Below are 24,701 nucleotides of genomic sequence, written 5' to 3' on the forward strand. Positions count from 1 at the left end.
CTTAACTCAGGGGCGCTGCCGGTGTTTTGGGGCGGAGTGCGCTGTATCCGTAAAGATGGGTGAAGGCCCGGCGGTAGCTGTCCGCGTCGGTCAGTGTGCGGTCGGCTCCGTGGTCCAGGGACACCACCCGGGGCAGCTCAGGGCCCCAGATGTGGCTGAGGGCGACGGTGTAGGCGCCTGCGTTGAGGACGGCGAGCGTGTCGGCGCCGGCGGGCAGGGCCGCGTGGGCGTCGATCACCGCGGGGGCGCAGGTCCGGTCGGCGATCCGGGCCGGCGTCCGGTCGCCGTCCGCGCCGTGCACGGGGATCACGGGAAAGCGCGCGCCCGGCACCGGGATCAGGGAGTTGGTGCCCAGATCGGTGATCAGCCAGTCCGCTCCGGTGCGCGCTTTCCTCGCGACGACGCGGGTCAGGCCGACGGCGGCGTCGGCCGCGACGTACCGGCCGGGTTCGAGGTAGACGGTCACCGGGTAGGGCAGCGCGGCGAGGGCGGCCGCGGCCTCCACGGCGAAGTCGTCGGCGGTGACCCCCCGCGCGGCGAGGAGGAGCCTGCTCTCGAATCCGCCGCCGATGTCCAGGACCGGGAACCTGATGCCGGTGTCCCGCCGCGTCCTGGCCAGGCAGTCGGCCACGTTGCGCAGGTGGGCGCCGAACACCGCCGGGGAGACGCAGTGGCTGAGCTGGTGGGCGAGCAGCCCGGTGACCCGGAGCGCGGGATCGGCTTCGACCCGGGCCAGGGCGCGTGTGAACTGGCCGTCCTGCCAGGTGAATCCGAGTTTGGTGTCGTCGTCGAGCATGCCTGGGCCGGTGGCCGGCAGGGAGACGCGCAGGCCCACGGAGACCGCGGTCCCGGACGCGCGGGCGGCCCGGGAGACGGTTTCGATGTCCTCGAAGGAGTCGAGGGTGAACAGGGCGGGTTCCTGGTCGACCGCGCGCTTCGCGAAGGCCTGGGTGTGGCCGAACCCGTTGACCAGCAGGTCGGCTTCGCGTACGCCCATCGCCTGCGCGATGTCCAGTTCCAGGGGGCTCATCACCTCCAGGCCGGCGCCGGCCTCCAGGACCGCGGACACCACGGGTTCCAGGTAGCAGGACTTGAGCGCGAAGTAGGTGCGCACCCTCGGCAGCCGCCGGGCGAAGGCGTCGGTGATCTCCCGGACGTTGGCGCGGACCCGCGCGGGGAGCACGACGAGTGCCGGGGTGCCCAGCCGGCCGGCGAGCCGGTCGGCCCGCTCCCCCTCGATCATGAGGCAGCCGTCGGTTGCGCGGTCCAGTGAGGCGCTGAGGCCGGTCCAGTCCGGTTCCGCGTGTTTCGGCGCGGTCACGCGGGTCCCCCGGTGCGCATCTGGAAGGAGGGGGCGGCGACGGGGTCGGCCGGGGCGTCCCAGCCGGTGGCCAGCACGCGGGTGCGGGCCACCGAGCCGGCCGTGGCCAGTTCGTTGAACCGGGTCATCTCCTTGCGGGCCGACGCGAAGTCGCCGTTGGCGAGGCTGCGGTCGGTCTGGGCGAAGGTGCGGTTCAGCTGGCGCATGAAGGGGGCGAGTTCGTCGGTGAATCCGATGTTGCGCTGGTGTCCGCGCGTTCCGCCGCAGACCCGGTCGAGTTCGGCGCGGAAGCGGACGTTCTGGCAGTAGATCTCGCTGTAGGTGCGGCCGTTGAGCAGTACCGAGCCGTTCAGCGCCGAGGAGCCGAGCATCGGGGGCAGGACCTTGTTCTCGGTCTCCTCCAGACCGTACTGGCTGATCCGCAGGAACTCCTGCCGGTCCAGCCAGGTGACGTGCTGGTCGTCCATCCACGGGGTGCGGGGCTGGAGGAGCGGGGGGTAGATCACGACGTGTCCGAGCCCGACCTGCTGGACGAACTCCACCGTGTTGCGGGTCGAGTCCTCGTCCTCGCCGAGCGAGGGGTAGATCAGGCTCATGATGTAGCCGATCCGGTTCTCGTTGAGGAACTCGCAGATCTCCTTGGTCTTCTCCATGTTGCGGCGCTTGTCGTACGTCCCGATGAGCAGGTCCTGGTCGGCCGTCTCGATGCCCACCCACAGGAGGGGGATGTGCGCCGAGCGCAGGACGTCGGCCTTGTGGACCCGGAAGTCGCGCAGCGACTGGAAGAAGTTGACCGCCAGGTCGAGCCCTCGGTCCTGCATGCCCTGGTACAGGCGGCTGGCGTGCAGGTACGGCGTGTTGGAGCCGGAGCCGGCGAAGTTGACGAAGCCGTGGTCGCGGTTGAGCGCGGCCAGCTCCTCCAGCACGCTGTCCACGGGGCGCAGCCTGAGCCCGCCGCTCTTGAGCGGGTGCGCGCAGAAGCCGCAGGCGAACTGGCAGCCCCTGCTGTCCTCGAAGCCGATGGTCAGCATCTTCGAGGCCGGGGCGTGTACCGCGGGGTACACGTCGGAGCCGTACAGCGGTGTGTGGGAGTCCGTCCGGAAGGTGAGGCTCTCGCGGCGGGCGGTGGCCTCGACGCGTCCGTCGCGGCGGTGGAAGAGGTTGGGTACCTCGCCGAGTTCCGTCAGCCGGCCGGCCACCCAGTCCGCGTATCCGACGAGGGCCGTTTCGCCGTCCCCCGCGGCGGCCGCGTCGAGCGCGGCGATGTCGGTGAGCACGCTGCCTTCGAAGTAGTCCACGTGGCCGCCGCCGGCGATGATCCTGACCTCGGGACATCGGGCCCGGACCGACTCCAGAATCGCCCGTACGTCCCTGAGGGCGGGCTGGGACCACAGTTTGACGGCGAGCATGCGCACGTCGCGGCGCTGGATCTCCAGAACCAGTTCGTCGGCGATCTCCAGGGCAACCCTGCGGTTGAGGAGGTCGACGTCGGCGTCGAGGGCGAGGGCCTGTTCCACGGTCCTGGGGTCCGGGGCGCCCGCGTCGAGGATCTCGGCGCGGACCCGGTCGCGCATCTCGCGGACCCGGACGAAGAGGGCGGGGTCGTGGAGGCGTTCCGCGGTGTCCATGGTCACGTAGTCGCGGATGACCGGGCGGTGCCCGGCGGCGCGGAGACAGGCGGCGAGGTAGGCCAGGCCGTTGTCCGCCAGGAAGTAGCTGGTGTAGTCGGGGTAGCCGGTGTAGTTGAAGAGCAGGACGTCGACGCCCGCTGCCGGGTGGACCACGGGTCCTCGTTTCGGTAGAAGGAATCACTCAGGCCATGAGCGCCACGCGGCGCCAGACGGTCGCGCCGACGCGTGGCTCGCGTTCCGCGGTCACTCCGCGTACGGCGGCCGAACGCAGGCGCTGCCGTACGGCTTCCAGGCCCGCCGTCAGAACGGTCCTGGCCAGGGGCGCCCCGAGGCAGTAGTGCTGCCCCGCGCCGAACGCGAGGTGCCGCCCGGCCGCCGGGCGGCCGGGCGTGAAGCGGTCCGGGTCCCGGTGGACGAGCGGGTCGCGGTTGGCGGCGGCGATCACCAGGACGACCCGGTCGCCGGGACGCAGACGGCTGCCCGCCACCTCCAGTTCCGCGGTGGCGGTCCTGGGCACGATGTGGAACGGCGCGTCGAAGCGCAGTGCCTCCTCGACCAGGTCCGCGGTGTCCGCCTCCAGGACGGGGCCGGGGCCGGCCGCCGTCTCGGCGATCGCCGTCGCCAGGCAGGCGGCGACCGGTTCGATGCCGCCGGTGAGCAGCTGGGCGAAGAGGGCGGGGGCGTTGTCGGGGCCCACGGCCGCCAGCATGTCCAGGCAGGGCGAGGGGGCGTCGCGGGGGCGGGCCGCCGTCCGGGCGGTGAGGTAGGCGCGCAGCTCCGCGAGGGCGCGGTCGGCCTGCCGTGTCGTAGCGGGTTCGGCCCACTGGGCGGCGAGGTACGCCATGAGGGCGTCCGACCACACGCCGAGCTGTTCCCGGTCGTCCGCCGGTACGCCGAGGAAGTCGCAGGTCACGGCCGTCGCCAGCGGGAGCGCGAAGTCGTGGGCGAAGTCTGCGGTGTTCAGGTCCAGGTCCGCGAGCAGGGTGTTCGCGTCGCGGCTCGCCGCGTCGCGCCATGTCTCCGCGGCCCTGGGCGCGCACATGGCCGACGCCGCGGTGCGCAGCCGGGTGTGGGCCGGTGCGTCGGAGAACACCATCCACCGGTCGAAGAAGTCCTCCACCCGGTCGCCCGCCGCCCGGTCGGTGCCGGTCAGCCGGTCGGTGAATCCGTCGCCCGGCCGTGCGGACAGGGTGGGTTCCCGCAGCAGTGCCCCCACCTCGCGGTGGCCGGTGACGTACCAGCCGGCGGTCGGCTCGTGCCAGAGGACCGGGGCGGCCCCGCGCATCCGGTGGTAGACGGGGTGGGGGTCGGTGGCGAAGGAGTCGGAGAGCAGCTCGGCCGGGGCGAAACTCATCCGCTGCGCTCCGCTCCCGAGGGGCGGACCCAGACGGGCCGGGTGCCGAAGGAGAGCGTGCCCCGGGCGACGGCGAAGCCGCGCAGGGACTCCACGTGCATGTGCGCCCGGTCGGTGACGTCGGCGTCGAAGGCGACCTCCGTGACGGCCCCGCCCGGCGCGAGAAGGACACGGCGTGGCGGCGGGTAGCCGACGTGGTTGCGTTCGCAGGCCTCGGTGTGGACGGCGACGAACGCGTCGACGGGGGTGGTGGTGGCCGCTGCGGTGCGCACCGCCAGGGTGACCTGCACGCTGCTCCCCCGCCGCCATTCCTCGGCGCAGTCCAGGGCGATGTCGGCCACGGGTGAGGCGGGGTCGAGGTCCTGGACCATGCAGCACCGGGCGCAGACGAGTCCGGTGCGTCGGATGTGCGCGAACAGCGGGTGGACCGCGTCGGTGCGCACCAGCGGCCGGGCGCAGTAGCGGCAGTCGGCCCCGGCGGGTGTGGGCGGGCCCTGTTCCAGTACTTCGCCCCACAGGTCGTCGAAGTTGACGAAGCCGGTGGTGCCGCGCTCGTAGAGGGCGGCGGCGAGTCCGGCCTCGGCGTTGCGGACCGCCTCGCGCAGGCCGTCGATCCTGCGGCCGGTCCGTGCCGGGTCGCCGGTGGAGACGGCCCGGCGCAGCGCCGTGGTGACGGCCGCGATGCGCTCGCGGAGGTTCACCATGAGGTTGCCCTGCCGGGAGTAGCGGAAGCCGAGGAGCGGTACGGCCTCCAGGGCGGTCATCGCGGCTCCCAGTGCCCGCAGTTCGTCCCTGATGCGTTCGGCGTCGGCCAGTCCCGACCGGGCGGGGACGGCGCCGGCCAGGGCGGGGGCGGACCGGGGTGAGAGGTGGACGAGGTGGGTGGGGGTTCCCCGGTCCCGCGACTCGGCGAGGGCGCGGGCCGCGGCGGTGAGGGTGCCGCCGTCCGCGTCGGCGTCGCCCTCCCGGACGGTGGCGAAGGGGGCCGTGGTGTCCGCGGGCCCGGTCGCGGGGGCGGGCGTCGCGGGGGTGGTCCAGGGCAGTCCGAGGACCGTGAAGTACGGCAGGTCCGTGCGTTCGCGGCGGAGGTGGTCGTTGACGAGGCTCACGGCCTCGCCCACCGAGAGGCCGGTGGCGCAGGCGTGGTGGAACAGGTCGTTGAGCTTGGCCGTGCCGTTCACGAGGTTCGGTACGCCGACGTAGGCGGCGGCCGTTCCGGCGAGGAAGGCGTGCGGCAGCAGGTAGGGGTGCGGGAAGAGACCGTCGGCGATCCGCCAGGTCATGCAGGCGTTGACGAAGACGGTGTCCACGACGAGTGTTTCGGCGCGCAGCACCCGGGAGGGCTCCACGTCGCCGCGGAAGCACTGGCCGGTGTACGCGCACACCGGGAGGTGGGCCCGGTCGTCGAGGGGGCCGGGCAGTTGGTCGGGGCCCTTGCAGATGACCGTGTCGTGCAGATGGATGACGTCGTCGCGGCCGTGGGCGATCACGGACAGGACTCCGGTGTGGCCGCCGGTCAGCAGCGGGCGGACGGTGGCCTCGGTGGCGGCGTCGCGGAGCAGGAGGGGCCCCTGTCCGAACCGGTGCGGTGTGCCGTCCACTCCGGGCCAGAGCCGCACGTGCTCCTCCTGCGGCGGCCGGCGGTGGGGCAGGGCGAGGCCCTTGGTGATCTGCCAGCACACGTCGGGGACGGTTCCGCCGACGAGGAGTCCGGCGTGCCCCTTGAAGGAGCCGTCCCGGGCGGCTTCCCACAGTGCGTCGTGCAGCCCGGTCACGTCGCGTTCGGTCAGCTCCGAGGCCAGGGCCACCGGCACCACCCACCGGGTGTCCTGCCGCACGGCCGCGCGTGCGATGTCGTCCGGTGAGCCGAACTCCTCGTACCGGCCGCCGACGGCGGCGGCGAGTGCTCGGGCGAGCGGCGCGCACGCCGAGCCGCGGGGTGCCGTGATCAGGGCGCCGGCCGGGTCGGGGACAGTGCGGGACACGGCGGGGCGGGTGAGGGAGCGGACGGCCTCGCAGGCTTCCTTGCTCTCGGGCTGGATCAGGGGGACGGCCGTACCGGGCCGCCACTGGGCCAGCCGACGGACGAAGTCGTCCGTGTCATGGCAGTCACGGAAAATCTCGTCGGCCAAAGCAGTTCCAATCGGCGGTCCGGGTGGGTACGACGCACCGGTACGGTGTCCGACGGTCGAACACGTCGATCATTTCCGTTCTGTGGGCGCGGGTCCATGCGCGTCACGTGCGGCCAGACGCCACGTCCGAAGACCGCCGGGCGCCGCTGTCGTCCCGCCCATTGAGACGGTGCGCCCTCCAACGGGGGCGGCCGACGCCCCGGTTCGCCGGTTGCGATGCCCGGCATTCGCTCTCCGGGGTGGTTTTTCAGTCGTAAGGTTCCGGCTATGGACGACAGCTTTCACCGGCTATACCAGCGGGCCCGGGAACACGGCGTCAAAGACCTCGCGGATCTCGCCGCTCACGCGGGGATCACTGTGTCCGAGGCGGAAGAGGTCCTGAGCCGGCTGGAGGAGATGGGGCTGCTGGTCCCGGACACCGCCGCGGGCTTCCGGGTGACCGATCCGGCGGCGGCCCTCACCCGGCTGTTCACGGCGGAGGCCGCGCGGGTCGACCGGTTCCGGCGGGAGGTGTCGCGGACGCGGGCCGCGGTGCTCGACCTGGCGGAGAACTTCCAGGCTCTCCAGGCCGCTCATCAGGACACCGTTCAGGCGCGGACGCTGCACGGCGCGGCGGAGGTCAATCACTTCCTGGACGACGCGGTGAGCCGGATACGGCTGCACGAGTGCGTGATGCACCCCGGCTCGGCCCCTCCCGTCGAGGTGATCGACGAGATGATGCTGCGGGACTCGGAGGTCGTCAGCAGGGGCGTGCGCATCCGGGTGCTGTACACCCAGCACATGGCCGAGGTGGATTACGTACGCGACTACCTGCTGGACGCCGCGCAGGCCGGCATCGACATCCGGCTGGCGCCCTCGCTGCCGCTGCGCCTGCTGATCCTCGACGACGACGTGGCTGTGGTGCCGCTCTCCCCGGAGGACTCCTCGCTCGGTGCGGTCGCCCTGTTCGGCCGGACCCTGGTGCGCTCGTACCAGGCGGTGTTCGACCACATCTGGGCGGTGGCGCTTCCCTTGCAGAGCCTCACGGCGCGGGAGGGGCGGCACCGGGCCATGCTGCTGGGCCCACAGCAGCGGGCCGTGGCGCGGATGCTGGCCGTCGGCATGAAGGACGAGGTCATCGCCCGCCAGCTCGGCATGTCCGCCCGCTCGCTCAGCCGGGTGATGGCCACGCTGTTCGACGAACTCCAGGTCAGCACCCGCTTCCAGGCGGGGATGAAGGCCGCTCAGCTCAATCTGCTGGAGGGCGTCACTCCGGAAGAAGCCCGAGCCACGCCGTCGTCACTGTGAGGTCCTTCCCGCCGAGTGCGAAGACGGCGAGTTCGTGCTCGTGCGGCCTGGCCCCGGTGCGGGTGAGGTCCACCTGCCAGGAGACCGCCCGCTCCTCGTGGGCCGCGAGGTCCACCGGCTCACCGCGCCCCGCGGGGAGTCCGGTGTGCGCTCCGGCGAGGAAGGCGTGGCCGATGGCCCCGGGCCCCGGCCGCGGCCCGGGGTTGACCAGGGTGCCGTTGAAATCCAGGACCGTGCCCCTCCGGGCCTGCACCAGGCCCGCGCAGTCGACGCGCGGGGCGGTCGGGCCGCCGGTGGACTGACGGACCATCCCGCACCTGCGGCACCGGACGACCCGCAGGGTGAGGCCGCGGTCCACCCGGTGCGCGTAACGGATCGCCGTGGCCGTCGGCCGGCCGCAGCCCGGACAGTCGCAGGGCCGGGAGGCCTCCTGCCGCAGGGCGGGCAGGGCGCTGTCGGTGAAGTCCCACCAGCTGGTGTGGGCGTGCTCGACCAGCAGCTCCATGGTCCGGCCGTGCACCGTGCCCAGTTCGGCCTCCAGCGCCATGCCCTCCGCCCCGGGGCTCGGCGAGAACTGTGCGAGGGCCACCTGCCTCAGCCGGTCGGACAGGTCGAGCAGCCGCCGCTCGTCCACGGGCACGTCCAGCCAGCGCAGGCGCAGCAGCCCCGGCAGCACCACGCCGTGCCAGTGCCGCAGGCGTTCCAGGGCCGCGGGGTCCGCCGCGGGCACTCCCCGGCCGGGCCGGGTGGCCGGGACCGGAACGGTACGGGTCACGGGCGTGTCCGGCGCCGGGGCGGTCGCCGCGGGGGCCGTATCCGTGGGAAGCGCCAGGGCGGGGTCGCCCAGGAGGCCGAAGTGGCCCATGTCGCCGTGCATCCGGTGGCCCAGGACGTTCATCCGCTCCAGGACGTCACCGGCCGGCAGCCCTTCCGCCTGGGCGCGTTCGAATTCGTGCCGGAGTTCGAGGTGTGCGGCGTGGACGCCCACGGCCCCGAAGACCGCCACCGCCGTCCCCGACAGGAAGCCGACCCCGAGGTTGGCCGAGGGCGGGAACACCTGGTTGCCGACGGCGATGGAGGAGCAGGTGTGCAGGAAGACCGTGCGGGCGTCGATGTCCGATGCGGCCACCCGCTGCGAGGGTTCGAGGTCCACCCGGAAGCAGCCGCCGCCGCGCATGCAGGACGGCACCCGGCCGAGACCCGCGCTGCCGGTGGCCGCCGCGCCGGCGGTGAGCGGCTCGGATCGTCCGCAGATCACTCCGTCGGGCAGGTTGACGCAGCACTCCCGGCCGAAGGACCGGACGACCAGCCTGCGGCTGGGCTCCCTGACCAGTTCCTCCAGCTCGTCGAGGCCCACCGCGTCGGCCTCCCGGGCGTCCGCCTGGAAGGGGTGGCTGACCAGGAGATCGCGGGTGGCGGGCACGGCGTGGGCCGTCAGCGTCCGGTACACCAGCGCGTAGAGCGCGGCGGGATCGCGTGCGGTGAGGACGCCGAGCCGGGGGGCGAGCATGCCCGGCCAGTCGTCGAGTCCGGCCAGGTCGTCGGCGAGGCCCACTACGGCGACCGGCCCGTCGGCGTGGCGGCGCACGGCCCCGGGCAGCCCGGTGAGCGGCAGATGCTGGTGGGGGCGACCGGTGGCGGCCGCCAGCATCAGTGCCGCGGCCTCGGCGTCCGTACCCGCTCCCGCGCCCGCTCCCGCGACGGACAGCACGACGCCCGGCCACCGCGTCTCGGCCGTCCGGGGCCAGTGCCCGTCGCCGGCCACCAGCCGCCGGTAGCGCTCGGCGGCGTCTCCGGAGAGCAGTGGGAAGGCGTCACCGGGGCGCCACCGGGCGGCGGCGGCGCGCACTTCGGCGATCTCGTCGTGGAGCAGCGCACCCGCGTCGTGGTCCGTCTCGTTCATCGGGTGGGGGGACATGGGACTCGCTCTCGGCTGGTCGCGGTCAACGGGGTGGGCGACGGACGCGTGGCCGGGTCCGGCAGGGTGAGCAGGCAGGTGCCGTCCTGGGCGGTGAGTCCGGCCCGGACGCCGTACGGGACACAGAACATGGGGTCGGTGTGGCCGATGTCGAGGTCCCGGACGACGGGGCCGTGACCGGTCCCGAGCAGTCCCTCGGCGAGCACCTCGTTCAGTGCCTCGTCATCCGGCCCCGTCTGTGCGAATCTGCCGAAGCCCACGGCGGCGGCCCCGGCGAGCGCTCCGGTCTGGCGCAGCTGGGTCAGGTGCGCCGCCAGTTGGGACGGGGTGATGCCGGGTGAGGTCTCCAGGAGCAGCAGGTGCCCGGCTGTCGTGGGCCAGTGCCGGGTTCCGGCGAGCCGCAGCAGGGTCTCCAGGTTCGCGCCGTACAGGGGGCCTTCGGCGACGCCTTCACGCAGGATGGTGGGGCCCGGGTTGGGCCGCAGGGCGCGTGCCCGGTCGTCCGTCTCGTCCCAGGCGAGGAACTCGTCGGTCCAGTGGGTGGAGTGGGCGAGCGGTCCCGGGGCCGCCCCGCCCAGGACCCGCTGCCAGGATTCTCGGGTGTAGTCCAGGCATCCGCCGGGTTCGCCGAACTGTGGCAGGAGTTGTGGTCCCATCACGGTGACCAGGCCGGTGTGTTTCCAGACCGCGGTGAGCAGGGCGGTGGCGTCGCTGTACCCGATCAGTGGCTTGGGGTGCGCGGCGAGAAGGCCGTAGTCGACCAGGTCGAGCATGTCGTTGGTGTTGTTTCCGCCGATGGCGGTCAGGACGGCGCCGACGCCGGGGTCGGTGAACAGGGCATGCAGGTCCTTCACCCGGTCCTCGGCGGATGCGGCGGTGTGGCCGCCGGTGTCCAGTGCGTGCGGGCCGAACCTTACGGGGTGTCCCAGCGCCTCCAGTTGGGCGACCGCCCGGTCGCGGCGGCGGGGGAAGCGGCCGGCCTCGTCGGACGAGGGAGAGAGCACCCCGACGGCCGCGCCTGTGGCCGGTGCGAAGGGCAGCAGCAGGGGTGGCGCGGTGTGGGTGCTCATGCGGGTGTCCGGGCCGCGTGGCGCTCGGCGAGCACGGCCGACAGGTCTTCCGGTACGGGCTGCTCGAAGATGTCGCGCACTTTCAGGCGCAGTCCCTTCCGGCGCAGCAGGGCGGCGAGGCGGGCGACGGTCATGGAGTTGCCTCCGGCGTCGAAGAAGCTGCGCTCCGCGTCGGCCGGGGCGCCGGTCACCTCCTCGACCCCGTTGAGCACGGCGGCCAGCACGGTCTCCCGGTCGGCGAAGTCGGGGGGTGCGCCAGGTCCGGCCGGGAGGGCGGCGACGGGGGCGGTGGCGTCGGCTGCCAGCTGCCGGAGGACCGCGACGTACTCGGCCAGCAGTTCGTCCGGCGGGCGCAGGGGCGGGCTGTCCGGCCGCCAGGCCAGCGCGACGGTGCCGCCGCCGGGTGCGAGCGAGACGTCCAGGTGCATCCCGGGGACGGGCGGCGCCGCGCTGACCAGTGTGGCGGCGGTCTCGCTCACCGCGTCGGTCCGGCGGATGTGCACCGCCAGGGTGACCGCGAACATCGTGGTCTGCCGGTGTGCCAGGTCGGAGCGGCGCAGCCCGCTGAGCTCGATGGTGCGCCAGAGGGGGAGGTACTTGAACTCCTGGAGTTCGACGATCTTGCGGCGCACGGCGGCGAGCAGGCCGGTGAGCGAGGCGCCTTCCGGTACGGGCACGACGGCGGGCAGTACGTTGATGCAGAGCCCGACGTCGTCGAAGCCGACACCGTCCAGGTCGCGGAGGGACATCGGTACGCCCACGGGCACCACGGAGTCGGGCAGGTGACGGTGGGCCAGCGCGACCAGCGCCGTGTGCGCGAGCATCGTCGGTGTGGCGTTCAGCCGGCGTCCCGCGTCCATGAGGGCCCGGACGTCGTCGGCGGAGAGTGCGGCGCGGGCGGGGCCCCGGGGGGCCGGGCCCGGCGCCGACATGTCGGCGAAGCGGGTGTGGTGGCCGTACTGTTCGCGCCAGTACTCCGCGGCGCCCGCGCAGTCCTCGGCGCTGCGGGCGTTCAGTGCGCGGACCGCGGTGGTGTAGGCCTCGGTGGCCGTGCTCTCGGCCGCCGGGGCGGGGGCCGGCCCGGGCGTCGTCGCCACCGCGGCCGCCTCCTCGGCCGCCGAGGCGACGAGCCGTCCCATGGAGTGGGCGTCGACCTGGGCGTGGTGCACCAGCAGGCAGAGCCAGAGGTGGCCCGCGGTGTCGGTGACCAGGCGGGCCTGGGCCGGGCGGTCACCGAAGGGGTCGGGCGGCTCGGGGAAGACGGTCTGGAGCGGGAGTTCGGGCACCGCGGCGACGGGCGGTCCCGGCAGCGGGTCCGGGACCGAGAGCCCGGCGGGGAGCGCGGACCAGGGCCGCACGTCCTGGGCGATGTGCCCCTCCTCGTCGAGGAACCGGACGCGCAGCGCGGCGTGGCGGCGCAGCAGCCGTTCCGCGATCAGGCGTCCGTCCGCGACGCTCAAGCCGGGTCCGAGGTCCAGTGCCCGGCCGAGGAAGCCGCTGTAGGGGTCGGACGAGAGGCGGGTGCCCAGCAGTTGCATCCACTGGTAGGGGGTGCACGGGACGCGGGTGCTCACGGGGCGACCGCCGCACTGGCGCGCAGCGCCCGGCAGGCCGCGGCGGTGAGTGCCCGGAGTTCCGCTTCGGTGTCGCTCCCGCCGGTGCCCGCGCCCCAGCGGGGGACGCCGCCGACCTCCAGGCGCCGGTAGGCCACCGTCCCCTCGCTGCCCGGATGTTCGCCGCTGTCCAGCAGTTCGGCGAAGACGCCGCAGCGGGAGAGGGCCCGGAGGAAGGCCGTCGTCGCGTCGGGTCCCGTGCCCTGGCCGCGGATCCTCTCGGAACCGACGGTGCGTTCCAGTTCCACGGTCGCCTCGTGCCCGGGGTGGTGGGCGACGACGCTCAGGGGTTCGCCGGTGTGGAGGAAGGACTCGGAGAAGACCGTCCAGAGTTCCGGCGCGCCGATCTCGGTGCCTTCCGTGTCGACGGTCTCCTGGACCTCTGCGGCGAGTTCGGCCTGGAACGAGCGGGGCAGGTCGAAGCCGTAGCGGGTCTTCAGGACGAAGGCGACGCCGCTCTTTCCCGACTGGCTGTTGATGCGTACCACGGCCTCGTAGGAGCGGCCGAGGTCGGCGGGGTCCACCGGCAGGTAGGGCACCTGCCAGGGTTCCTCGCCCGCGGCCGTGCCGGAGGTGCCGGCGGCCCGGTCCATGGCCTCCAGCCCCTTCTTCACCGCGTCCTGGTGGGTGCCGGAGAACGCCGTGTACACCAGGTCGCCGACGTAGGGGTGGCGGGGGTGCACCGGCATGCGGGTGCACCATTCCACGGTCCGCCGGACGCCGTCGATGTCGGAGAGGTCGAGTTGCGGGTCGACGCCCGTGGAGAAGAGGTTCAGCGCCAGTGTCGCCAGGCATACGTTGCCGGTGCGCTCACCGTTGCCGAAGAGGGTCCCCTCGACCCGGTCCGCGCCCGCCAGCAGGGCCAGTTCGGTGGCGGCGACGGCGGTTCCCCGGTCGTTGTGCGGGTGGACCGAGAGGATCACCGAGTCGCGTCGGGCGAGGTTGCGGTGCATCCATTCCACCTGGTCGGCGAAGAGGTTGGGGGTGTGGGTCTCCACGGTGGCCGGCAGGTTGATGGTGACCGGCCGGTCCGGGGCCGCGTCCCACAGGGCGGTGACGCTGTCGCAGACCTCCAGTGCGTACTCCGGCTCGGTGTTGTTGAAGGTTTCCGGGGAGTACTCGAAGCGCAGGGTGGTTCCGCCGAGTTCGTCGGCCCGGCGGAGCACCCGGGTGGCGGCCCGGGTGGCGAGCCGGGCCACTTCCTGCCGGGTCATGCCGAAGACGGTGTCGCGCCAGCGGGGTGCGGTGGCGTTGCACAGGTGCACCATGGCGCGGCGGGCGCCGGCGATGGCTTCGAAGGTCCGGTCGATCAGGTCGGGCCTGGCGGGGGTGAAGACGGAGATGGTGACGTCGTCGGGAATGAGGTCGCTGCGGACGAGATGGCGTACGAAGTCGAAGTCGTCCCGGCTCGCGGACGGGTAGCCGACTTCGATGTCCTTGAACCCCATGGTGAGCAGGAGATCGAAGAAGGCGGTCTTGCGGCGGGGGTCCATCGGTTCCGGGAGCGCCTGGTTGCCGTCCCTCAGGTCGACGGAGGACCACAGCGGCGCGCGGGTGAGGGAGTTCGACGGCCAGTCGCGGTGCGGCAGGGCGGGTATCTCCGTACTGGGGCGCGCGTACCGTCGCGCCGGCATGGAGGAGCCGAGTTGCGGGTTCCAGGCGGGCTGCTCCGCCGGGGCGAGGGCGCAGGGAGTACGGAGCCGGGCCGCCGGGGGGATGCCGGACGAATCGAAACGGACCATGGGTGATCACTCCGGATGTCTGTGGACGGGGAACCCGTCGCGGGAGCCTGCCGGGGGTGGCGACGGGCTCCGGCCTCGGGTCAGAGCCGGGCTCTCGCCTCGGCGATGAGCCGCTGCGCGAGGTCGAGCTGCTCATGCGGTTCCAGGGCTTCGAGCGCGGGCCACAGCACGGACGCGGCGGTGGTCGCGGCGGGTGCCCGCACCGCCCGGACGGGGGCGGGGGCCGCCGGGGGCGGGACGGCCGCCGGGGCGGGGGCGTGAGCGGGTGCCGGGGCCGGCGGAGGGGCCGGGGCGGGCGTGGGGGTGGTGGCCCCCTCCGCCGGGGGCGGGGTCGCCGTGCCGGCCCTGCTGGTGAGGTACTCCTCGACCGAGGACGTCAGCAGGAGGTCCCGCAGCTCGATCTCCGCCAGTCCCCTGCTGCGGAGCCGGCTGACCAGCTGAGCGGCGTCCAGGGAGGAACCGCCCAGCTCGAACCAGCTCTTGTCCAGGTCCTCGTCCAGGAGGAAGGCGCGCGCCGCGTCCAGCAGCGGACGGGCGTCGGGGGCTTCGACGGCGTCGTCGGAGCCGCCCGTGGCGGTGAGCATGGCCAGGTCGACCTTTCCGTTGGCGTTCAGAGGGAGGCGGTCCACGAGGACCACCCGGGTGTGGCGGATGTAGGAGGGCAGCGCGTCGCGGATGCCGGCCGCCAGCGCGGCGTGGTCGGCGCCCCGTTCCGGTACGGCGTACAGCTCCAGGGCCGTGCCCGCGTCCGTGCGCCGGACCGTTGCCGCGACGGCCGACTTCACGCCGGGCCGCCGCATGGCCGCCGCCTCCACCTCGCCGAGTTCCACCCGCGCGCCGGAGACCTTGATCTGCCGGTCGGCGCGGCCGATGTAGTGGAGTACGCCGTCGGGGTCCTCCTCGACGATGTCGCCGGTCCGGTAGACGAGGTCGCCCCCGGGGCTCCACGGGTCGGGCACGAAGCGCTGGGCGGTCGCCTCGGGGCGGCCCCAGTAGCCGAGGGCGAGGTTGCCGCCGCCGAGCCACAGCTCTCCGGCCGTCCCGGGCCCGACGGGGCGGCCGGACGCGTCGACGACCCGGTGGCGGCCGCAGTCCAGGGCCCGGCCGATGGGGGGCAGTTCCGCACTGTCCTGGTCGACCCGGATACCCGTGGCCACGATGGTGCACTCGGTGGGCCCGTACAGGTTCACCACGTCGAACGGCACCCTGCGGGGCAGCGGGTGCAGCCGGTCGCCGCCGGGCAGCAGCGTCCTCAGGACGGTCCCGGCGGGCCAGTCGGCCTCCAGGAGCAGTTCGGCGACCGGGGTCGGCGCGCAGGCGACCTCGACCCGCTGGTGGTTCAGCCAGGCGACGAAGTCCTCCGCGTCCAGCCGTACGTCGGTGGGCACCACCCGGACGTCTCCGCCGACGGTGAGCGCGGGCCACACTTCGAGCCCGGAGTAGTCGAATCCGACGCTCATCTGCTGGCTGACGACGGTGCCCCGGGTGAGCCGGAACTGCCCGACGCTCCACTCGCAGACCGCGGTGAGCGAGCGGTGTCCGACCGCCACACCCTTGGGCTGTCCCGTGCTGCCGGAGGTGAACAGCACGTACGCGGGCGGCTCCGGCCATGTCACGGGGGCGGCGGGGGCGGTCCGTGGCGCGGTCAGCAGCCCCTGCCAGTCGGTGACCGCGGTGTCCGGGGCCGCCCGGCTCAGCTCCGCCGCGAGGGTGGGGTGCTCGGGGCCGGTGAGATCGACCACCCGGACACAGCCGGTCTGCCGGAGCATGGAGACCAGGCGTTCGACGGGCTGGGCGGTGTCCAGGGGCAGATAGGCCGCTCCGGCGTCCATCAGCGCCGCGGCGTAGGCCCAGTACCGTGCCCGGACCCCGCTCAGCAGGCCGACGACCTCCCCGGCGAGTCCCGCGGCGCGCGCCTCGTCGCCGAGCCGGGCCAGGTCGGCGTAGTCGAAGCTCTCGTCGCGGTCGGTCAGGGCCGGCAGGCCGCCGTGCGCCATGGCGGTCTCACGGATGAGTTCGGGGACGGAGCGTGTCGGCTCCCCCAGGTCCGCCGCGGGCTCCGGGAGCCCCGCGAAATCGCAGAGTTCCCGGACGAACAGCGTCCACAGCCGCCACAGCCCGTCCTCGTCGACGATGTGCGCCTGGCCCTCCAGCAGCAGCTCGACGCGGCCCTCGGCCCCGGGGTGGACCACGGCGATGGCGTTGACGGGGAACTTCGCCGCGCCGCTGAAGATCCCGGCTTCGACGTCCGCCGTTCGGCCGCCCAGCCGTACGGTCCGTGCCGACTGCTCGTACATGCTGAAGGCGGCTCCGGGGTGGGAGGCGCCCCGCACTCCTCGCCTGCGCAGTTCCTCGACCAGTTCGGTGAGGTCGGTGACCGATTCGACGGCGCGGCGCAACTGCGCGTCGACGTGGTCGTAGGCGCCCTCCCGGTCGGCGCGGGCCCCGAGGTCGAGGGGGACCAGCGCGGTCGCGACGAACATGCCGACCGTGTCCGCCAGGTTCTCCGGACGGTTGGCGACGGCGGTGCCGAGCACCAGCGAGCGGTTCCCGGTGGCCTCGCCCAACGCCTGCGCGTAGGCGCCGAAGAGCACGGTGAAGAGGGTCAGGCCGCGTTCCCGGGCCCGGGTGCGGACGGCCTCGGTCACCCGCTGCGGCAGGGGCAGCCGCAGGCCGGTGTCCTCGCCGGGCGCCGGCACGGCCGCGTCGGGGGCGGCGAACAGCTCGGGGAAGTCGTGGGTGAAGTGGTCGGCGGCGGCGGCCACGTCCTTGGCCGAGGGCGGGATCTGCCGGGCGGCGTAGTCCAGGTAGCCGTCGTCCGTGCCGGCCGGTGCGGAGCCGTCCAGCCCGGCCAGGATGAGGTTGAAGGACTCCCCGTCGTGGACCAGGTGGTGCTCGGTGTGGACCAGGATGCCGCCGCCGTCCGGCCGGCGGATCAGGGTCCAGCGCAGCGGCAGGCCCTCCGCGAGGTCGAACGGCCGGTTCGCGTCGGCCAGCAGCAGGCACTCGGGGCCCGGCAGGGACTGCCGGTCGGTGTCCACGACCCGGACCCTGGGCGTCTCCCGGGCCCCGACGCGCTGCACCGGCACCCCGTCCACGCCGTCCACCCGGGTGCGCAGCGCCGGGTGCCGGTCGAGCAGGGAGCCCAGTACGGCTTCCAGCTGGTGGGGGGCGGGTGCCCGGGTGAAGCGGAACACGGCGTGGAAGTGGTAGCGGGGCGAGTCCGGGTCCAGGACCGACTGGTACCAGACGACGCGTTGCTGCCAGCTGAGTGGCACCGGGGCGTCCGTGCGGCCGGCCGGGGGCGCGGTGCCGGTCCCGGCGGCCGGCTCGTCCGTCCGCGGGGAACCGGCCAGGGTGCGCAGGGTCTCGGCGAGATCGTCCGCCCTCAGCAGGGCGGGAGCGGTGATGCGGGTGCGGTGTTCGCGGCGCAGGGCGCGGGCGAGCCGGACCGCGTCCAGTGAGCTGCCGCCGAGCGCCGCGAAGCCGCGGCCCTCCCATTGCGCCGCGGGGACGCCCAGCAGCCCTTCCGCCGTATCGACAAGCGGCTCCACGTCCGCCTGCACAGCCGCTCCGCGCTCCATTGACGTGGTCACTCCTTCAGACAATCTCGGACACCTTCTTCACCGAGCCGAGCGGCGAGAAAACGAATCCCAGCGCGAGCAGCACCAGGAGGACCCCCATGCCGGTGTAGAACGCGCCGACTCCGGCGGGGCCTTCGACGACCAGGCCGCCCGCCATGCCGCCGAGCGGCACCGCGCACCAGGCGAGGACCATCGAGGTGGTGGTGACCCGGCCGAGGAGACGGTCGGGGACGATGCGCTGGCGCAGTGACAGCGCGTTGATGTTGAACAGCGCGCTGAAGGCGGCGACGCCCGCCCAGGCGAACAGCGCCGCGGTGTAGTGCGGTACCAGGCCGAGTGCCGCCGTGCACAGGCCGACCACCGAGAGGGAGCCGAGGGTGAGCACGGGGAACCTGGCGCGTTCACTGATGCGGGCGGCGCACAGGGACATCACGACGATGCCCGCGCTGCCCGCCGCGTAGAGCCAGGCGAGTTGCCGGTCTCCGGCGTCGAGGTGGGTCTTGGCGAGCACCACGAGCTGGCTGGGGGCTCCGGCGTAGACGAAGTTCACCAGCACCATCAGCGCCGAGACGGAGCGGAGCACCCGGTGGCCCAGGACGAAGCGCAGTCCTTCGCCGATCTCTCCGCCGAGTTCGCGCATCCGGCCGCGCAGGTCTCCGGCCGGCCGGCCGGGCTGTTCCCGGTCGGGGGTGAGCGGCGTCCGGATGAGCAGCAGGGTCACGGCGGACAGGATGAACGCGGTCGCGTCGACCAGCAGCAGGTCCACGGCGGGCACCACCGCCACGGCGGTGCCGGCGATGACCGGCCCCAGCATGTCCATGGCCGATGTCCCGGCCTGGAGACGGCCGTTGGCGCGGACCAGGTCGTCCTTGCCCGCGAGGGTGGCGACGACCGTGACGGTGCCGGTGCCGGTGACGATCCGGAACGTGGTGAGCAGGAAGCCCATGGCGAGGTAGACGGCGACCGGTACCGGCCCGAACAGCGTCATCACCGGCGCTGCCAGCAGCACCAGGCAGGAGCACACATTGGCGAACGCCATCAGACGGCGGCGTTCGTACCGGTCGGCGAGCGCCCCGACCAGCAGTCCGAACAGAAGGTAGGGAAGGAACCCCACGGCGAAGCCGGCGCCCATGACGGCCGGCGATCCGGTCTGCCTGTAGAGGAGCAGGGGCAGGGCGAACGCGGTGAAGGAGGAACCCAGCGCGGTGGCGCACTGCCCCAGCACGAACAGGCGGAAATCGCGGCTCTTTCGGCCCTCGTTCCGCTGCGCCGTCACCGTCACCGCAACTCCGTCCACGACCGTGCTCCGTCCCCCGTGGGGCCGCAGGCTCCTACCACCAACCGTTGATGCGCGATCTCATCCGCACTGCTCACACCCCTTCAGTCCCGTTCCACACAGCGATGATGGCCATGCCGTGATCCTTGATCCATGCGCGGCGGCGGCGAACACCGGACGTGGCGGACAGACGACTCGCCGCCGATCCGTCTCAGATTCCGGACCGTTCCGGCCGGGTGCGCGCACGGCGGGGCACGGGGCCTCACCGCGCGTCGAGCTGCTCACCCAGTCCCCGCCATCCGTCGGCACACGCCAGCGCCACGGTCCGCAGGGCCTCCCGGCAGTGGGCCGGTGCCGTGTCGGCCACCTCCCCCGCCTGGTCGAGGAAGCCGAGCGTCGCGGAGACCAGCTGGAGCAGGGCGCGGCCCCGTTCGGTGTACTGGAGCGACGGGTCCCGCTGGAGGGCTTCGAGCCGTTTGCGGGCGCCGGTCTCGTCCGGTTCCCCGGCCGGCGGGGTGGCGCGCACGGTCACGGCGGGGGCAGGGGCCGTACGGTGCGCGAGGGTCTTCTCCTCCTTGGCCGCGGCCAGCGAGCGGCGGACGTCCAGGGCGGTGCCGACCGAGATGTCCGCACGCCGGGCGACCTCGCGCAGGCTGGTCGCGGGGCTGCCCGACAGGATGGCCGCCGCCGTCCTGCGGCCCTCCGCCGCGGAGACCGGGCGCCGTCTCCCGTCCTTGCCGATCCGGGTGTTCAACCGCGCCCCGTCAGCGGTTGAACGGCGGCGCAGCCCCGCGACGGTCCTCGGCGCCACTCCGCAGACCGTGGCGATCCACCGGTCCGAGCGTTCGGGCTCCGAGGCGAGGATTCTTTCGACGGCGGCCGTCCGGTCGGCGGGGGCGAGCGGCCTGCCGTGCGCGCTGTTCATCCGGACGGCCGCGACGAACGCCTCGCTGTCCGTCCCGTCGAAGAAGACGACGCGGACCCGGTGGTCGCCCCGGGCGCGGGCGGCCTCCAGCCGGTGCGTCCCGTCCACCACGCGCAGGGTGTCCCGGTGCACGACGAGGGGAGGCAGCTCCTGTGCCAGTTCGGCGAGCTGCCGGACGTAGGCGGTGTTCACCCCGTTGACCCTGGGCGACAGGCCGCCGCGCAGAGTGGCGACATCCAGCCAGACCCGGGTCTCGCCGGCCCCTGCCGGCCGGCCTGCGGGTGTCCGCTCCGCGGGTTCGCCGCGGCTGGTTCGGGATGTCGTGAGCACAACTGCCTCCCAGGAGTTCGGGACCGTTGCGCAGAGAAGATACGAGGGTCGTTCCGCGACGGCGTACACATGCCGTACATAGCGCGTACATTCATGTATTCGCCCTGCTGGCAAGGGTGTTGGACCCACCGGGCACGCCTGGAGCCCCCTCGCGCGACCGGTCGCGGGGGCCGTGCGGCCGAGGCCGCCCGGCGGCGCGGCCGGTTCTGTCTCCGCAGGACGGGACCGCAGACAGATCCGCTCTCGGTGCACTATGATCACGCGCACTTTCAGAGGTGTTTTCCGGCCTTGCCGAGACTCGGTCTCAGCTACGCCGTGTTCCGCCCTGCCCGCCTGTCCGTGTCACGGGCGGTGGGCAGCACACGTGTCTCGCCCCGGATGGTGCCCGTGCAATTCGAACTCCTCGGACAGCTCACGGTGAGCACTGCGGGGCGGCCCATCGATCCGGGTCCGGGGAAGGCCCGGCTGCTGCTCGTCGCTCTCCTGCTCCACAGCAACCAGACGGTGCCGCACGCCACTCTTCTGGAGGCTCTGTGGCACGACGACCCGCCCCCTTCCGCGCACGCCAATCTGCGCACGTACGTACGGGGGCTGCGGCGGGCCTTCGGGCCGGACGAGGGGGACCGGCTGGGTCACTCCCCCGGCGGCTACCGGTTAAGGGTCGGTCCGCTCGAACGGGACGTGGACCGCTTCGAAGCCGCTTCGGAGCGCGGTCGCGAGGCTCTGGCAACGGCCGGCCCGGCCGCCGCGCGGGCCGAGTTCAGGAAGGCGCTCGACCTGGTGTCCGGCCCGGAGCCGCTGTCCGGGCTGCCGCTCACCCCGCTGCTCGCCAGACGCGTGGCGCCCATCACCGACATGTGGCTCACCGTCGAGGAGGAACACGCCGAGACCCTGCTCGCCCTGGGGTCGGCCGCCGAAGCCGTACGGCGCATCGGGCCGCTGCTCGAACGCCATCCGCTGCGCCAGCGCGCCTGGGCGCAGCTGATGCTCGGGCAGTATCGCGTGGGCAATGTCGCCGCGGCCCTGGACGCCTACCGCCGGGCCCGGCAGTCGCTCCGGCAGGAGTCGGGAGTGGACCCGCGGCCCGAGCTGACCGCGCTGCACGACGACATCCTGCACCACCGCCCCCATCTGGCCGGGCCGCGCGGCACCCCTCAGCCGTCCGCGGCCGGCACCGGCACGCCCGCCGCGGCCGCACCGGACGCCCCATCGGATCCGCACGCCCCTCCGCCCGATCCGACCAGCAGCCTGAGACCCCGTCAGCTTCCGTCGGCGCTCCAGGACTTCCAGGGGCGCGACCAGGACGTCACCCGGCTCGACCGGTGGCTCGACCAGGCCTTGGCTCCCCCGGGCACGCCGATGATCGCAGCCGTGTCCGGGATGGCGGGGGTGGGCAAGACCTCGCTCGCCCTGCACTGGGCGCACCGGGTGGCCGGCAGGTTCCCCGACGGTCAGCTCTACGTGGATCTGCGGGGGTACAACACCGGCGGCGCGCTGCCGCCGGAGGACGCGCTGCGCGGGTTCCTGGAGGCGCTGCACGTTCCGCAGAACCGGATTCCGCCCGATCTGAAGGGCCGGGCCGCGCTCTTTCGCAGCCTGCTCTCCACCCGGCGCCTGCTGATCGTCCTGGACAACTGCCGCGACGCCGAGCAGGTGCGTCCGCTGCTGCCCGGTCCCGGTTCGTGTGTGGCGGTGGTGACCAGCCGGGACCGCCTCACGGGCCTGGTGGTCAGGAACGGTGCCCGGCCCCTGGTGCTGGGGGTGCTCGCCCCGCGCGAGGCGCACGCCCTGCTGGGCTCCCGGATGGGCGTGGACCGGCTCGGGACCGATCCGGACGCCGCCGACGCGATCGTCCGCGCGACCGGTGGGCTCCCGCTCGCGCTCGCCATTGTCGCGGCCCGGATATCGGAGCAGCCCGGCTTCCCCCTGAAGGCTTTCGCGGACGAGTTGTGCGGGGCCGACGGGCCGCTGGACGCTCTCGACGAGGGGGAGGCCCGTCAGGTCTTCTCGTGGTCGTACCTGGCGCTCAGTGAGCAGGCGGCCCGTCTCTTCCGTCTGCTCGGGCTGCACCCCGGGCCCGGTCTCACCGTGGCGGCGGCTGCCGCGCTGGCCGGCACCACGGTGCCCGGCGTCGCGCCGAAGCTGCGCGAACTGACCCGGCTGCATCTGCTGACCGAGCAGGCTCCGGGCCGGTACGCCTTGCACGATCTGCTGCGGGCCTACGCCGCCGAACTCGCCGCCCTCCCGGAGTACGCGAAGGACCGTGCCGCGGCCCTCCACCGGATGTTCGACCACTGTCTGCACGTGGCTCACCCGGCGGGCGTCCTGCTCCAGCCGCAGTGGCAGTCCTTCGAGCCGGTCGCGCGTCTGGCCGAGCCCACCGCCGCCCCGCCCGCCGATCCCGAGGCGGCCGCAGCGTGGTTCACGGCGGAGCAGGACGTCCTGCCGCGTCTGGTGGCGGCCGCCATGGACTCCGGCTTCGAGGCCTACGCCTGGCAACTGGCCTGGTCCCTGACCACCTTCCTCGCACCGCGCGGTCTGTGGCAGCGTCAGAAGGAGGTCCAGCAACTGGCCCTGGCCGCCGCGGATCGTACCGGTGACCTGACCGGCCGGGCCGTCACGCACCGGTTGCTCGCCCGCGCGTACACCCGCCTAGGCGACCTGGTCTCGGCCGAGGAGCTGCTGACCCGGGCGCTCGCCTTCCACCGGGAGCTGGACGACCCGGCCGGCCAGGCGCAGACTCTGCACAACCTCATGGAGGTCTGCTACGTCCAGGGGCTGCTGGACAAGGCGATCGTCTACGGCGACGAGGCGCTGCCACTGCACAGGCGGGGCGGCAACCGGGCCGGCGAGGCCCGCACCCTCAACGCCATCGGCTGGGTGCACGCCACCGCTGGAGACTACGGGTTGGCCCTCGCCCGCTGCTCCGAGGCGCTGACGCACCAGCCTCCCGGCACGGACGACAACGGCCGGGCCGCCACCCTGGACAGCATCGGGTACGCCCTCGACCGGTTGGGCCGGCCCGGGGAGGCCGTCCGGCGTTACGAGGAGGCCATCGGCCTGTTCCGTGTCACGGCCGACCGCTACCACGAGGCCGAGACGCTGCTGAGGCTCGGGGACACCCTGCTGGCCACGGAGAACCCCGCCGCCGCGCGGGAGGCCTGGCGGGAGGCGGCCGTCATTCTGGACGAGCTCGGCGACGCGACCGCCGGGGACGCCCACGACCGGCTGGCCCGCCTGGACCACGCCCCCGCCGACCGGGAGAACTGACACGTCCGCCGCCGTCGCCCGGTGGGGCGGCGCCCTGCGGGGCGCTCACGGGCGCCTCTTCCCACGGTCATACGGTCATGAGGCGGCATCCTCCTGCGTGGACTCGTCGAAGTGCACGACGCCGTCCTCGTCGAGGCGCGGGTGCATGGCGATGGGGGTCGTCATGCTGACGTCGGACGGGCGCGGGCCCTCCGGCCCGTCAGGGCCCCAGCGCACCAGGCGGCGGGTCCGGGCGATCCGGAAGGTGGTGCCGTGGACCTCGACCTGGTTGCGCCGGCCCGCCCGGAGTTCGTCCGAGGTCCGGACGAGCTCGGTCAGTTCCGCGTCATGGGCGCCGGCCCCCTGCGCGAGGACGCCGCGCGCGTCGGCATCGCCCGGGGCGTCGAGCGCGATCAGGCCGCGCTCGCGGGGGCCCAGCCAGGTCAGGGAGAAGTCCAGGGACCGTCGTGCGTCGTGGGGGCTGGCGTGCAGGCCGCTGCCGACGGTCCACCCGCCGCCCTTGCCGGAGCGCTCCACGATCGCGAACGCGGTCGGCAGGAAGAGGATGTCGGGGTGCGTTTCCAGGGCGCGTGCGGAGTCGCGCAGTACGGCGCGGGGGAACCGGGCCCCGGAGTAGGCCAGGGAGCGCATGGCCAGCCGTTCACTGGCCTGCATGGGAGAAAGCGGCGCGTCCGGGTTCAGGACCAGGTCCTCATCGACCCGTGCGCGACCGGCGCCACGGCTCCAGTCGGGGTCGAGGGGCTCGGGGTCGGTGGGCCGGGGTGTCTCCAGACCGCCGTCCTTGTCCAGGTCCGCGTACTCGTCGGCGCGCACCACCCGGTAGCGGGTGTCGAGCACGGTGAGCTCGCTGAGGCTCTCGGTCTCCAGCCGTGCGACCGCCGCCAGCAGCGCCCGCCGTTCCGCCCGGTCCTTCGCGGCGTCCTTGGCCCGGAACCACAGCGCGGAGTTCAGTTCGTCACGCGCCTGCTGCGGACAGCCGTGGGTGACCGGGACCACCACCCGCCACCGCTCGCCCCCGGTCTGCGTGGCCACGCCGAACAAAGGCCCCCGCACGGCGATTCCACGGCTGCGGACCGCCGCGTCGAGGGCGTCGGCCTCCACTGCGGACTCGACCGGCTCCACCGGCACCCGCACCACCACTGGCCGCCCGACCGGTACTGCGCTTTCTTCGCTCATGCACCCATCCTGGATCCAACCACCGCCGCGCATAAAGCTTTTACCGGATCGTCCACCCCTTCGGGCGGTGCG

The 24,701-nt window shown here is 73.5% G+C and carries 14 protein-coding genes; 2 read left to right on the forward strand and 12 right to left on the reverse strand.

Translation table 11 applies throughout. The annotated features are described in order from the left end of the window. Position 1: 1 nt before the first annotated feature. From P8A18_RS00350 to P8A18_RS00365, 4 genes are read right to left on the reverse strand one after another with little or no spacing between them, the layout of a single operon-like run. Positions 2-1,321, reverse strand: coding sequence for a diaminopimelate decarboxylase family protein (locus tag P8A18_RS00350; RefSeq protein ID WP_306050590.1), 1,320 nt, complete (start codon positions 1,319-1,321; stop codon positions 2-4). Further along, positions 1,318-3,105, reverse strand: coding sequence for a B12-binding domain-containing radical SAM protein (locus P8A18_RS00355; protein WP_306050592.1), 1,788 nt, complete (start codon positions 3,103-3,105; stop codon positions 1,318-1,320). The genes P8A18_RS00350 and P8A18_RS00355 overlap by 4 nt, the downstream gene beginning before the upstream one ends. 28 nt (positions 3,106-3,133) lie before the next feature. After that, positions 3,134-4,306, reverse strand: a complete 1,173-nt coding sequence (locus P8A18_RS00360; protein WP_306050594.1) for a cytochrome P450 — start codon at positions 4,304-4,306, stop codon at positions 3,134-3,136. After that, positions 4,303-6,438: a hypothetical protein gene (locus tag P8A18_RS00365; RefSeq protein WP_306050597.1), complete on the reverse strand. Its 2,136-nt coding sequence runs from the start codon at positions 6,436-6,438 to the stop codon at positions 4,303-4,305. Before P8A18_RS00365 ends, P8A18_RS00360 begins: the two co-directional genes overlap by 4 nt. A gap of 357 nt (positions 6,439-6,795) precedes the next feature. Here P8A18_RS00365 and P8A18_RS00370 point away from each other — a divergent pair, with 357 nt between their 5' ends. Next, on the forward strand, positions 6,796-7,725 hold the full coding sequence (locus tag P8A18_RS00370) for a hypothetical protein (protein WP_306050599.1): 930 nt from the start codon (positions 6,796-6,798) through the stop codon (positions 7,723-7,725). Here P8A18_RS00370 and P8A18_RS00375 read toward each other — a convergent pair. The 7 genes from P8A18_RS00375 to P8A18_RS00405 form a co-directional block, all read right to left on the reverse strand. Next, entirely contained in the window at positions 7,685-9,628 is a 1,944-nt protein-coding gene (locus P8A18_RS00375; RefSeq protein ID WP_306050602.1) for a hypothetical protein, read from the reverse strand. The genes P8A18_RS00370 and P8A18_RS00375 overlap by 41 nt on opposite strands. Next, complete coding sequence (locus tag P8A18_RS00380) at positions 9,625-10,713, reverse strand: S66 family peptidase (RefSeq protein ID WP_306050605.1); 1,089 nt, start codon at positions 10,711-10,713, stop codon at positions 9,625-9,627. Before P8A18_RS00380 ends, P8A18_RS00375 begins: the two co-directional genes overlap by 4 nt. Continuing rightward, positions 10,710-12,287, reverse strand: a complete 1,578-nt coding sequence (locus tag P8A18_RS00385) for a condensation domain-containing protein (RefSeq protein WP_306050608.1) — start codon at positions 12,285-12,287, stop codon at positions 10,710-10,712. Before P8A18_RS00385 ends, P8A18_RS00380 begins: the two co-directional genes overlap by 4 nt. Next, the gene (locus P8A18_RS00390) at positions 12,284-14,068 is read right to left on the reverse strand and encodes a 2-isopropylmalate synthase (RefSeq protein WP_306050612.1); all 1,785 of its coding nucleotides are present in this window, start codon (positions 14,066-14,068) and stop codon (positions 12,284-12,286) included. Before P8A18_RS00390 ends, P8A18_RS00385 begins: the two co-directional genes overlap by 4 nt. 80 nt (positions 14,069-14,148) lie before the next feature. Continuing rightward, a complete protein-coding gene (locus tag P8A18_RS00395) occupies positions 14,149-17,652 on the reverse strand; it encodes an AMP-binding protein (protein WP_306050614.1) in 3,504 nt (1,167 codons plus the stop codon). A 16-nt stretch (positions 17,653-17,668) separates the two neighbouring features. Further along, a complete protein-coding gene (locus P8A18_RS00400) occupies positions 17,669-18,949 on the reverse strand; it encodes an MFS transporter (protein WP_306050617.1) in 1,281 nt (426 codons plus the stop codon). A gap of 241 nt (positions 18,950-19,190) precedes the next feature. After that, a complete protein-coding gene (locus P8A18_RS00405) occupies positions 19,191-20,183 on the reverse strand; it encodes a ParB/RepB/Spo0J family partition protein (protein WP_306050620.1) in 993 nt (330 codons plus the stop codon). Between the two features lie 378 nt (positions 20,184-20,561). On the opposite strand from P8A18_RS00405, the gene P8A18_RS00410 reads away from it, so the two are divergent. Next, positions 20,562-23,453, forward strand: a complete 2,892-nt coding sequence (locus tag P8A18_RS00410) for an AfsR/SARP family transcriptional regulator (RefSeq protein ID WP_306050623.1) — start codon at positions 20,562-20,564, stop codon at positions 23,451-23,453. 75 nt (positions 23,454-23,528) lie between these two features. On the opposite strand, the gene P8A18_RS00415 is transcribed toward P8A18_RS00410, so the two are convergent. Further along, positions 23,529-24,629, reverse strand: a complete 1,101-nt coding sequence (locus tag P8A18_RS00415) for a DUF5954 family protein (RefSeq protein WP_306050625.1) — start codon at positions 24,627-24,629, stop codon at positions 23,529-23,531. Positions 24,630-24,701: the final 72 nt, after the last annotated feature.

Origin of the sequence: Streptomyces sp. Mut1, assembly GCF_030719295.1 — a bacterium.
Classification (GTDB): Bacteria; Actinomycetota; Actinomycetes; order Streptomycetales; family Streptomycetaceae; genus Streptomyces; species Streptomyces castrisilvae.